Source organism: Spongiimicrobium sp. 3-5 (assembly GCF_046557915.1).
Taxonomy (GTDB): Bacteria; Bacteroidota; Bacteroidia; order Flavobacteriales; family Flavobacteriaceae; genus JBHEBG01.
Window position 1 is genome coordinate 84702 of sequence record NZ_JBHEBG010000002.1, and the last position, 12054, is coordinate 96755.

The following is a 12054-nucleotide window of genomic DNA, read 5'->3' on the forward strand; positions in this document are numbered from 1 at the left end:
GTTGATAACTTGAAACGTTTGTTGATAAAGTGCACAGTTTTTAAGACTTCTCCCAGCCCCTTGTTAGTGGGACTTTAGCTAATATATGCGGAGGGGGCAAGTTTTAAGCCATTTAGTATTTCCCTGGTTTTCATTCTTCTTTTTCCTGGCAATTGTATTTCCAGAAGATTTAAGAACCCTCCTTTAACGGCCACTTTCATTTCGTTTTTGGTGTGTAGTAAACTCCCTTCTTTTAGTGTGTGTTCTTCCTCTTCCATGCGTACGCTATATATTTTTAAAAAAAGAGGTTCCGATGCATTGTAGAGGTAAGTCCATGCGGCAGGGTAGGGGCTTAGCCCCCTAATATGGTCGTAAATTTCCTTTAATGGACGCTCCCAATCTATTTTACAGGTATCCTTATGTATTTTATGGGCCGTTCTTAATTTTATATGGGCCGTCTGCTTTTGGGTAGTTACTGAATTGTCCTTTATACGTTTCACTGTTTCTAAAACCAAAACCGCTCCAAGAGCCATTAGTTTGTCGTGCAAAGTCCCTGCCGTATCTTCTAGGGAGATGTCAATTTGTTTCTGAAGTATAATTTCACCGGTATCTATTTTATCATCAATGAAGAATGTGGTAACCCCAGTTTCCGTTTCTCCGTTCATAATGGCCCAATTAATGGGGGCCGCACCCCTGTAGTTGGGTAATAGGGAAGCATGTAAATTAAAAGTACCGTATTTTGGCATTTCCCATACAACCCGGGGCAACATTCTAAAAGCCACCACAATTTGTAGATTGGCGTTTAAAGCTTTTAAAGCTTCAAGGAAGGCCTCAGATTTTAAGTTGGTGGGCTGTAACACTGGTATTGTATTGGCCACAGCATATTTTTTTACAGCAGATTCGCGCAAAGTACGCCCTCTGCCCGCAGGTTTGTCGGCCGCAGTAATTACGCCTACCACTTGGAACGGACTTTGGACAAGCAGATCCAGAGTAGCGACGGCGAAATCTGGAGTGCCCATAAAAACGATGCGCAATTCCCTGTTATCTAATGGGTTCGTATTCATTTTTTTCGTTTACATAAAGTTTCTCATCTTCCAATAATTGTTTTAAAATTTCCAAGATCACCGCTTCTTTGTACGGAAGCAACTCGATTAATAATCGAGAGGTTTTGGGCGATTCTTCCAAGAGTTTAAGAAGGTCTTGTGCAATAACTTTTTGCACATCCTCTACCACCTTTTGGTTACGTTCGCAAACATCGCACTTTCCGCATTCTTCTTTGTTTTTCTCACCAAAATAGCCCAATAATTGCCTGTTCCTACAAATTTTGTCATTTTTTATATAGGTAAGCATGCTTTCGACATTATTAATTTTTACTTGTTGCTGCTCCTTTACCTGTTTTGCAAAAACGTTGATGGTCTTATCGTCCTCCCTTGGAACCAAAAAGGTTATTTCTAGATCATTATGCTGGGCTTTGTAGGTTATGATATTATCTTTTTGCAGCTGTTCCAAAACTTCCAGTATTTTTTCCTCGGCTACATTTGCCTTTTTTGATAACAGTAGGGTGTTTATTTTTGTATCGTAATCAAACACCCCCCCGTAGGTGCGCAATAAGGTCTGTATTAATGGCGCTATCCTTTTGTTGTGATCCAAATATTGAAAAAAGTATTTTTTTTTGGTAATAAACCGTACCGTAGTCTTTCGGGAAAAAGATTCGGAAAGGGCGATGACCGAATTTTGATCTAATATCCTTAAACTATTATAGGTAAGCATAGGATTCAATTGATAAACCTCGCAAAAGGTATTGAAACTAAGGGGATAATTCTCGTCGTTACCTTCCCCATAGGAAATTTGAAAGTAATTATTGAGTTTCTTATAGGTGAGCTTTAAAAAATCTATGGTAGGCAATATCTTAAGGAATTGATTCCTCACTTGGGTTTCGTCCGTGGCATTGGTAACCAAAATGGCTTCAGCGGCCTTACCGTCTCTACCCGCTCTACCCGCTTCCTGAAAGTAGTTTTCCAAACTGTCCGGAATTTGATAATGTACTACCAGTCGCACATCGGGTTTATCAATACCCATTCCAAAGGCGTTGGTAGCCACCATGATCTGTATTTCGTTGGCAAGCCATTTTTGCAAGCGTTCGTCTTTGGCCCCTTTAGGAATGCCACCATGGAAAAAAGTTGCGGCACAGCCATTTTCGTTCAAAAAGCGAGCCATTTCCTCTGCCGACCTTCTGGTCCTTACGTATACGATACCACTTTTTGTAGTCTGCTGGCAAAGCTGTTTTAAACGATATCGCTTATCTTCTTCCCAGAGTACTTTAAAAGCGATGTTGTTTCTTGCAAATGAATCCTTTACGGTAAGTGTATCTTGCAAACGCAGATTGTCTACAATGTCTGCGGCAACTTTGGCCGTAGCCGTTGCGGTAAGGGCCATCATGGGAACTTCTGGCAAAATTTCCCGTAGTTCTGCACAATGCAGGTAGGCCGGTCTAAAATCGTTTCCCCATTGAGAAATACAATGCGCTTCATCAATGGCCACAAGATTTACCTTCATGCGTAAAATCTTCTCTTTGACAAGCTCTTGTTGTAATCTTTCGGGCGATAGGTATAGAAATTTATAATTGCCATACAGACAGTTATCCATAAGGTCAATAAGTTCATTCTCTGGTATTCCCCCTGTCAATGCTATGGCCTTTATGTTCATTTTTTGAAGGGTATCTACCTGGTTTTGCATAAGGGCTATTAAGGGGGAGACCACTATACAAATACCGTCCATACTTAAGGCAGGAATTTGGTAGCAAACAGATTTACCACCACCTGTTGGCAAAAGCGCAAGTACGTCTTTTCCCTCTAAAACGGCATCTATAACCTTCTTTTGGGAACCCTTAAAGGTTGAAAAACCCCAATATTTTTGCAAGATTTCTTGTGGGTGGTGCAGCACTATCCGCTTTTTATTTGTTGCAAAACAAAGGTAACCCGTTCCTTAACACTTCCCTTGGGGACTATAAGTGGGCTATACCCAAACCTAAGGTAGGTACTTACCAAACAATCGTGAATGAGAATGGCCTCTTCATAGCTCTCAAAACGCTCGTTGTCCGATACGTAAATTTCTTCCCAAGGGGGTAATAAGAATACCTTGTCATAGGTATGTTCTTCACAGACCGTTACAAAGTTTTTTTCGTAAGACTGATCAAAAAAATCCATATATGCCAACACATCCGGAAGACCTCTGTCGTAAAAAACAAAAGGTTCTTTTACTTCGGTGGCTTTAAGAAAGTGATCTCTTCTACCATCCAAAATTCTTTGATTAAAGCGTAACGGATCACTGACACTTGCAATGGGGTTAGATGCAAAACTACTTGTATCTCCTTCCTCTTTGGCCTTAAGGGTCATACTTCGGATAATCTCATGAAAGCAAAAAAAACCCGAGGCCTCCAGGGCTAAGATCACTGAGGTTTTTCCGGTTCCGGGGCCACCGGAGACTACAATTCTTTCCTGATTCAATATATAAAGTGCTTGTACGTACAAAAGTAAGGAAACCTGTACTATATACTACAAAATGTAAGAATATGGTTTGGGCCTATGACCTAAATCGTCAATATTTTGTTAATTAAGACCCTCGGATTGGATCAAACATCCATTTTGGGAAAAAAATTAAAGTGCTTATTCTATATTTGTAAAAAAGGACTATATGGATACCGAAAAATCCGAAGAATTTTATACCAGACTTAGGGCGCAGTTAGATCAAAACAACAGCTGGCCATCGGACTACCTCTATAAATTTATAGTGCCCACTGAGGCAGAGAAAATAGATCAGATTACCAAGATCTTTGATAATACCGGAGCGGTAATCGAATCTAAAAAGTCAAAAAAGGGGAAATATACAAGTATTTCTGTCGTTGTAAACCTTAACGGTCCCGATGCCGTTATCAAAAAATACAAGGAAGTAGGAGAGGTTAAAGGGGTAATATCACTATAAAATAGTATTTCTACCATAATTTTGCTATTTTGCAGCCTTTATAAGAATACTTCCTTAGCAATAATTTTAAGCATAAATTTTTCAATTTGAATCTAGTAGAAAACTTAGAATATAATACTGAGCGCTCAAAGCTGATTATTCCGGAATACGGGCGCCATTTTCAGAAAATGGTAGACCATGCCGTATCCATTGCCGATCGTGAAGAACGCAATAGGGTGGCAAAGTCCATTATAAGTGTAATGGGAAACCTTCAGCCACATCTTCGGGATGTGCCAGATTTTCAGCATAAACTGTGGGATCAGTTGTTCATTATGTCCGATTTTAAATTGGATGTAGAATCACCTTTTCCAATTACCAGTAAAGAAGTGCTTCAACAGAGGCCAGAACCATTGGGGTATCCACAGAATTTTCCTAAATATCGTTTTTATGGTAATAACATAAAACGTATGATTGATGTGGCCATAGGTTGGGAAAAAGGAGACATGAGGGCCGGTTTGGAATATGCCATTGCCAACCATATGAAGAAGTGTTATCTTAATTGGAACAAGGATACTGTAGAGGACTCGGCAATTTTTAAGCACCTTTATGAGCTAAGCGAAGGTAAAATAGATTTGGCTTCAGGAGGTGAAAACCTTACAGATAGTGGACAATTTCTAAAAAACAGACCTACCAAGTCCAACCGCAACAATACCAACAAAAAGAACCAAAGAAACAATAACCGCGGTAAAAAGCGGTACTAATTTTTGCTACCTTAAATGGGAACATTTAAAATTGATGGCGGCCATAAACTCCATGGTGAAATTACCCCTCAGGGTGCCAAAAACGAAGCCTTACAAATACTTTGCTCAGTGTTACTAACTGCTGAAAAAGTAACCATAAACAACATTCCGGACATCGTTGATGTAAACAAGCTTATTTCACTATTGGAGGACCTCGGGGTCAAAATCCAAAAAAAAGGGCCCGGTAGCTATACGTTTAAGGCAGATGATGTTAACCTAGACTATTTACAGTCTGCCCAATTTAAAGAAGACGGCCGCGGGCTTAGAGGCTCTATTATGCTTGTAGGTCCTTTGTTGGCACGCTTTGGCAAGGGATACATACCAAAGCCCGGGGGCGATAAAATTGGTAGACGTAGACTAGACACGCATTTTGAAGGCTTTATAAATCTAGGTGCCAAATTTAGATACAATAAAGAAGAACACTTTTATGGTGTGGAGGCCAAAAAGCTTACAGGTACCTATATGTTGCTCGACGAGGCTTCGGTAACCGGAACGGCAAATATTGTTATGGCTGCTGTTTTGGCCGAAGGCAAGACCACCATTTATAACGCAGCTTGCGAACCCTACCTACAGCAATTATGTAAAATGCTTAATAGGATGGGTGCAAAAATTACCGGCATCGGATCTAACATGCTCCATATTGAGGGAGTAGAGGAGCTAAATGGTACGGAGCATACCATGCTACCCGATATGATTGAAATAGGCAGTTGGATAGGGCTTGCAGCCATGACCAAAAGCGAGCTTAAGATTAAAAATGTAAGTTGGGACGATCTTGGCCAAATTCCCAGCGTATTCAGAAAACTTGGGATTACTGTGGAACGTATAGGCGACGATATCTTTGTTCCGGCGCACAACGATGGTTATAAGATCCAGAATTTTATAGATGGTTCCATATTAACGATAGCAGATGCTCCATGGCCAGGACTTACTCCAGATTTATTGAGTATTATTCTTGTGGTTGCCACACAGGCCAAGGGCGAGGTGTTGGTACATCAGAAAATGTTCGAAAGTCGCTTATTCTTTGTAGATAAACTCATTGATATGGGCGCCAAAATTATTTTGTGCGACCCCCATAGGGCTACTGTTATGGGGCACGATTTCAAATCTACCCTAAAGGCAACAACCATGGTTTCTCCCGACATTAGAGCAGGTGTATCCCTGCTAATTGCCGCGCTATCCGCAAAAGGTACCTCTACAATTCACAACATAGAGCAAATAGATCGTGGTTATGAACATATCGATACTAGATTGCGTGCTATTGGTGCTAAGATCGTAAGGGTATAGAGACCAAATATTCGTAACATTTACTTCACAAGCACCCTATTGCAAATAGGATTACAATAGCTTATTTTTAAGTAATGGGAGTTACCTTCAAGATTTAAAAAGGGAATCCACGGTTTCAGAGGTGCAGAACCACGGTTGAAATGGTTGTTAGACTTTTCCCCATGGCACTTTTTAAAATTTTAATTATGGCAGATAGCAGATGGGATGGTTTAACACTTATCAATAATGTGTCCGATCCAAAAAAGCGATTTGAGATGCATATAGAGGACAAAGTGGCTTTTGTGGAGTACATCATTTCCAAACAGCAAATTATTTACCTAACCCATACCGAAGTACCCCAGGGTCTTGAAGGAAAGGGGGTAGGGGGTGCCATGGTTTCTAAAGTGTTGGATTTTATTGTGCAATCTAAATTAAAGATGGCTCCCTTGTGTCCTTTTGTTGCCGCCTATTTAAAAAGACATCCAACAAGGGCAACCGGCATCCTGGCACCGGGTTATTCCATTGCTTAGTACTAAAAACTTAAACAACAGCACATTCTTATTTTTCAACCAAAGTACCGTCGGGGAATTTGGCAAAACGTCCCTTGTTCCTAGGGTGAACGTTATCGCTATGTTGCCAAGGCCAACCACCAAATTGTGTGAGCCTATATTCGTCCATAGCCTGTTGTATCTCCACATCAGTGTTCATTACAAAAGGCCCATATTTGGCTACGGGTTCATTGATGGGCTTTCCTTGTAGCAATAAAAAATGCGACTTCTTGTTACCGTTTTCCAAGGTGGTTTCTTGCAAGGAACCAAGTTCCACCCCCTGATTTGGAATTACCTTTTGGCCAGCGATGGTAACCTGATCGCCTTCGTAATAATACAAGGTTCTGTTGACATCGGTTTTGGCCGGCGGTAGGGTAAATTTTTCATCAGCATTTAGATGTATGTTCCAAATGGCTACTTCGTTCTCCGAATCGGCCGCCCAGGAGTTGGGTGCGGGTTTAGGTGCATCTGTTCCCAAAAAAGTACCGGCAATTACCTTCACTTTGGCAGTTGCTGTTTCCACGATGGGTATGGTTTCATGCCATAACATCGCAAAATGCGGGTCTACGAACTTTCCTGCTTTGGGAAGGTTTAACCAAATCTGAAAAAGCTCTAGCGGATTTTCCTCTTCAGTTTTCAACAAAGGGAACATCTCTGAATGTTGTACCCCACTACCTGCTGTCATCCACTGTACATCGCCTTCGCCAAATCTACCGGCCGCGCCCAGAGAGTCAGAATGATCACAATATCCTTTGTTTACTATAGTGATGGTCTCAAAACCTCTGTGCGGGTGAGCAGGAAAACCCGGTACCGTATGGCCATGATACATTCGCCAGCCGTCTTTAATAGTAAAATCGTTCCCTAAATTCCTTCCTTCTAAAGAATCGGCAGGCCCCATGTCTTCATTGCCTTTTGGGTAATGATCCAAATGATACACGGAAAACAGAAATGGGTCTTGGGTTTGCCAAGGAAATCCAAGAGTAAAAATATTTTTTATGGAATCTTTCATAACTTAAATGTTGGTACTTATTAAACTTTTAGAAATTGATTTACTCCAAGTTCAATGCCCGGCTGTATTTATTTCTATCCAATATTGGTCCGGATCTTGGATATATATTTGACGTACACCGTCCGCTCTGTTGGTTACAGAACTTGCTTTTCCGGGCCAATCCCAATAGGCAATATTGTTTGCAGTTAAGTGCGCTATAAATCCATCTAAATCTTGGGTCGCCAAACATAGGTGTATAGATTTATCTTTCTTAAAGACAATACTATCTTTGCGTATAAGGTGAATTTGGGAATTACCATGCACGGAAAACCATCTAAAACCTGGTTTTTTTTCGGGATGAGGTATTTCCGTAAGTTTTAAAATATCTCCGTAGAACGATGCACTTTTTTCCAAATCAGTTACCACCACACTTAAATGGTCGAACTGAAAGTCGAAAGACTGTGCTTTTACAAAGGAGCAGGAAATAAGTAGTATACTAAAAAAGATGTTTTTCATTTTTTAATCGTTTTTCACATTAATTTTTTGAGGTTGTACTATTTTTTCTTTCGTTAACCGCTTTACGGGGTTCGCTTTAACAACACCTAAAGATAGGGCGCATATTCCTAATTGCAAACAGTGTTTTTACGGTAGGTGCCCACGTTGTTGGTTCACACCCTTATTTAAACAGTGGGTTATTACAATCTTAGTAATTACGGGCATAATAGGCTCAATAAAACCTTATCACCGCTAACATTTGGCAAGGAGTTTTGGTCATTTCCAACACAATTTCCTTAGGGTTGTTAATCAATAATTTGAAAATAGCGTCATTTTAATATTGTAAGGATGTAAAAGAAGAAATGATAAAGTCGTGATCCTCTTTTAGTGCGATCTTTTGGTCTTGTGCCGTCCATATCATTATCATATATAAATCTTCCTTGTCTTCTATAAAGGCCAAAGTGTAGGCAATAGCATGGCTGGCTTCGCCTACTAGACCATCTATTGATATAATTTCGGCATTCAAACCATTAACTATGGCCGGTTTGGGTTTAGATAGATCGTGGACCTTCATATTTTGCTTCAACGACTTAATTTGCACCCGTCTGTAATTCTGTAAGACCGATTTGTTGTTATGCCATTGGTTCGTTTCCTTAAATAGAGCGCTAAGGGCGGGCTTGGACTCACTTAGTACTACCAAAAATTGCTGCTTGTCAATGTTTTGATATTGTAGTGAGGCATCTTTGTTTAAGTTTTTGGTTTCCTTCATGTACTTGGGCAACGAAATACTGTATGTATTATTGACTGTTATTGTGCGCCACTCCATGCCAGGCTTTTGGGGTGTAGTTTTATTTTTTTGTTTGTTAGAACAAGAAAGGAATACCAGAATAAAACAGGTTATGGATAGGATTGCAAGTAAATGTTTCATAGTTTTTTTACAGGGGATGTTTCCTTATCGGCTGCTGCCGTTTCTTTTAAATCACTGCAAAATTTTTACAATGTTTTGATAACCTTACAAGGGTTGCCAAAGGCCAACACGTTGGCCGGCATGTCTTTGGTAACCACTGATCCGGCACCAATAGTGGTATTGTCGCCTATGTTAACACCCGGCATAATAACCGTGTTACCGCCGATCCAAACATTATCCCCAATAGTCACCGGCTTGGTAAAAGTGATATAACTCCCCGTATTGCCACCAGTTTTAGCACTTCGTTCCGATGCCTTTAAAGGGTGGCCCGCCGTGTAGATTTGCACAAATGGTGCGATAAGCCCGTTTTTTCCAATGGTGATTTTATTGTTGTCCAAGAAAATACAGTTGGTATTTATAAAAGTATGTGCACCAATGGAAACATTTTCCCCGTAATCACAAAAAAAAGGTGCGTTCACCCAGACACTTTCCCCTTTATATCCCAGCAAATGGGTTAATATCTCTTGGGCCTCCTCACCATCCATAGCCTCTAACTGATTATATCGCTGTAATAGTTTTCTTGCCTTAGTATACATGCTCAACAATTCTGGATCTCTAGAATTGTAGTTGAAGCCACCAAGCATTTTCTCCTTTTCCGTCATCTTTGGCTATTGATCTATTTTTAACTTTAATATATACGTATTGGTCAAATTGTTTTCATCCACAAGGGTATAGTTATCTTGGTTTAAGTTCAGTAATTGACTATTAGCCAAAATGTATAGATATCCATCACTTATGGCGAACGTGGTAGGAAGGTTCATTTTTGGATGGTTTACCAGCAGGGGAACAATACCTTTAATTTCTGAATGCGCTTCGTTAAGAGCTATTCTATATATTCCGTGAGTTTCCTTGCTCCCTGCATTTTTAATGGCATACAACGAGCCGTTATGGTACTTTAGCCCATCAATTCCCCGGGTCTCTTCACTTTTTACATTTAGAACTTTTTTTGTTTTTAGATCTATGATTCTTAATCCTGTAGTCCATGAATCTACAAAAAGGGTATTACCATCATCAGAAATGGCAATACCGTTGGGATACTTGATCTGCTCATCTTCTAGAAACGGTTCAATGTTTCCTTCCGGGTATTGCAATTTATAGATTAGGTGTTGCTCCGTATCGGTAATGTAAATGTCATTGGTAGGACCAATCGCCAAATCGTTCATCAATTGGTTGTCCAAAGGTTTTGGCAAATATTTATTTACCAATGCGCCGTTGTCCAAATTAAGGACCAATAAAATGGAGCTCCAGAGGCTATCTTTTTTTTGAGCCCCTAAGGCGAACAGTTTATTGTCCTTTATAGTAATACCAATACCCCCTTTATAACCGTACTGGATAGAATCTATAAAGTCTTTGCTATTGCCCGAGACTAGATCGGTTTCAATGATTTTTTTCCGATAAATGCTGCTAAGATAGATTTTATTGGTAAGGGAATCCACGGCAATTCCTTCGGGAATCAGGGCCTTATCATAATCAATGGTTATGAGTTTGGTTTGTGCATGGCAACCACAGAAAAGAAAGCATACGAAGACAAAAGCCAGTTTTTTCATAAGCTTTTCAAATGCGTAAGGTTGCATAAATTACTGAGGTTGCTGCAGTACTATTAGTTTGTTCCAATAGGCGGTGGACCTTCTGGTACAATGGCTTCATAGACCTCGCTACCTTTACGTTCTTTGTATTCCGTCTTTACTTTTTCTACCAATTTTGGGTTCTCAAAAAGATCAACCATGGTCATTCCCATGGCTTTGGCGGCATATGACATTCCTTTATGCCCTATACTCATTCCGCCACAGGCCACAACTGCCCAAGAGTGCCATGGAGTATCTTTTGGTGCGGTAGTTACCCCTAGATTAATATTTGCCACGTTCCAACTTACATCACCCACATCTGTTGAACCACCCCCGGGGTGTTCCTTGGTCTCTTCCAATGGATTAATGGAGGCGTCCATGCCTACTTGCGGTTTTCCGGTAATTTCCTGAATCTTTTTTCCAAAGGCAATTTCTTCTGCGGTATAGGATATATCTCCCAGTAACTCCAAATTTTGTTGCATTATCTCACCGCCAGCACGGTTCACCAATACCTCATAGATACCGGATATTAAGGAAATCTTATAATCTACATTGGCCATTATAGCAGCGCCTTCTGCCATTTTTTGAACACGTTCATACACTGGCATCATTCCGCTTCTTTTGGTATCGCGGACACGTACCCATAGTTTGGAATAATCGGGGACTACATTAACTACTTGTCCGCCATCTTGTATATGATAATGTATTCGCACGGTGGGTTTAATGTGCTCCCTATAGTAATTGATCCCTGTGGTATACAGTTCCAAGGCATCAGAGGCACTTCTGCCATTCCACGGATCTGCTGATGCATGCGCGGCTTGCCCAAAAAACTCCACTTTAAAATCTACAAGAGCCAAAGAACTTTGTACGTCGGCTTTGGTTGCAGCACTTGGGTGCCAGCTAAGGTTTACATCTACCCCGTCCCAAAGGCCTTCGCGTACCATCCATATTTTTCCAAAGAATTTTTCTTCTGAAGGCGTTCCAAAAAATTTGACCGTACCTTTTAGTTTGCCCTGTGCTATTAGTTCTTTTACGGCTATGGCCGCACCTAAACTACCTGCACCAAAAAGATTATGCCCACATCCATGACCTGCTGCCCCATCTTGCAGTGGTTCTTTTGTGGGAACGGCTTTCTGTGAGATACCCGGAAGGGCATCAAACTCTCCCAAAACACTGATTACCGGAGCACCCGAGCCATAGGTAGCAACAAAAGCAGTAGGCATACCAGCAACACCTCGCTGTACGTTAAAACCGTTCTTTTCGGCATAATTTGCAAGAATTTCGGCCGATTTATGTTCTTCAAAGGCCGTTTCTGCCAAAGCCCAGATAGAATCACTTATTTTTATTAGAGCCGCTTCGTGTTTTTCCACGGAGGCTAAAATGGCCTTTTTGTTATTATTCATTTTTTGTGCCGATACCAGCGTGGTAAACATCAGCAGCAATACCAGAGTCATTCTTTTTTTCATCTCGATCGAATTAGCTATTATAA

At 40.6% G+C, this 12054-nt stretch carries 13 protein-coding genes; 4 read left to right on the top strand and 9 right to left on the bottom strand.

Annotation, left to right across the window (positions count from 1 at the left end):
- Nucleotides 1–74: 74 nt before the first annotated feature.
- The 3 genes from fmt to ACEQ81_RS08560 are packed head-to-tail and all read right to left on the bottom strand — an operon-like array spanning nt 75 to nt 3485.
- The gene (fmt, locus tag ACEQ81_RS08550) at nt 75–1043 is read right to left on the bottom strand and encodes a methionyl-tRNA formyltransferase (RefSeq protein WP_411030461.1); all 969 of its coding nucleotides are present in this window, start codon (nt 1041–1043) and stop codon (nt 75–77) included.
- Complete coding sequence (locus ACEQ81_RS08555; RefSeq protein ID WP_411030462.1) at nt 1021–2922, bottom strand: ATP-dependent DNA helicase RecQ; 1902 nt, start codon at nt 2920–2922, stop codon at nt 1021–1023. The genes fmt and ACEQ81_RS08555 overlap by 23 nt, the downstream gene beginning before the upstream one ends.
- Nucleotides 2922–3485 (bottom strand): AAA family ATPase, encoded by a 564-nt coding sequence (locus ACEQ81_RS08560; RefSeq protein WP_411030463.1) that lies wholly within the window; start codon nt 3483–3485, stop codon nt 2922–2924. The genes ACEQ81_RS08555 and ACEQ81_RS08560 overlap by 1 nt, the downstream gene beginning before the upstream one ends.
- 187 nt (nt 3486–3672) lie before the next feature.
- On the opposite strand from ACEQ81_RS08560, the gene ACEQ81_RS08565 reads away from it, so the two are divergent.
- The 4 genes from ACEQ81_RS08565 (at nt 3673) to ACEQ81_RS08580 (ending at nt 6532) form a co-directional block, all read left to right on the top strand.
- On the top strand, nt 3673–3960 hold the full coding sequence (locus ACEQ81_RS08565) for a DUF493 family protein (RefSeq protein ID WP_411030464.1): 288 nt from the start codon (nt 3673–3675) through the stop codon (nt 3958–3960).
- An 86-nt stretch (nt 3961–4046) separates the two neighbouring features.
- Nucleotides 4047–4700: a DUF4290 domain-containing protein gene (locus tag ACEQ81_RS08570; RefSeq protein WP_411030465.1), complete on the top strand. Its 654-nt coding sequence runs from the start codon at nt 4047–4049 to the stop codon at nt 4698–4700.
- Between the two features lie 15 nt (nt 4701–4715).
- Nucleotides 4716–6023, top strand: coding sequence for a UDP-N-acetylglucosamine 1-carboxyvinyltransferase (gene murA, locus ACEQ81_RS08575; RefSeq protein ID WP_411030466.1), 1308 nt, complete (start codon nt 4716–4718; stop codon nt 6021–6023).
- Between the two features lie 185 nt (nt 6024–6208).
- Nucleotides 6209–6532 (top strand): GNAT family N-acetyltransferase, encoded by a 324-nt coding sequence (locus ACEQ81_RS08580; RefSeq protein ID WP_411030467.1) that lies wholly within the window; start codon nt 6209–6211, stop codon nt 6530–6532.
- A 28-nt stretch (nt 6533–6560) separates the two neighbouring features.
- Here the strand turns inward: ACEQ81_RS08580 and ACEQ81_RS08585 are convergent, their stop codons facing one another.
- The 6 genes from ACEQ81_RS08585 to ACEQ81_RS08610 form a co-directional block, all read right to left on the bottom strand.
- Nucleotides 6561–7559: a pirin family protein gene (locus tag ACEQ81_RS08585; protein WP_411030468.1), complete on the bottom strand. Its 999-nt coding sequence runs from the start codon at nt 7557–7559 to the stop codon at nt 6561–6563.
- A 51-nt stretch (nt 7560–7610) separates the two neighbouring features.
- Nucleotides 7611–8054, bottom strand: a complete 444-nt coding sequence (locus tag ACEQ81_RS08590) for a VOC family protein (protein ID WP_411030469.1) — start codon at nt 8052–8054, stop codon at nt 7611–7613.
- A gap of 313 nt (nt 8055–8367) precedes the next feature.
- Nucleotides 8368–8961 carry a hypothetical protein gene (locus ACEQ81_RS08595; protein WP_411030470.1) on the bottom strand — a complete coding sequence of 198 codons (594 nt, stop codon included), beginning with the start codon at nt 8959–8961 and terminating at the stop codon, nt 8368–8370.
- A gap of 65 nt (nt 8962–9026) precedes the next feature.
- Nucleotides 9027–9602 (bottom strand): sugar O-acetyltransferase, encoded by a 576-nt coding sequence (locus ACEQ81_RS08600; protein ID WP_411030471.1) that lies wholly within the window; start codon nt 9600–9602, stop codon nt 9027–9029.
- Between the two features lie 6 nt (nt 9603–9608).
- A complete protein-coding gene (locus tag ACEQ81_RS08605) occupies nt 9609–10574 on the bottom strand; it encodes an SMP-30/gluconolactonase/LRE family protein (protein ID WP_411030472.1) in 966 nt (321 codons plus the stop codon).
- 26 nt (nt 10575–10600) lie between these two features.
- Nucleotides 10601–12031 carry an amidohydrolase gene (locus tag ACEQ81_RS08610; RefSeq protein ID WP_411030473.1) on the bottom strand — a complete coding sequence of 477 codons (1431 nt, stop codon included), beginning with the start codon at nt 12029–12031 and terminating at the stop codon, nt 10601–10603.
- Nucleotides 12032–12054: the final 23 nt, after the last annotated feature.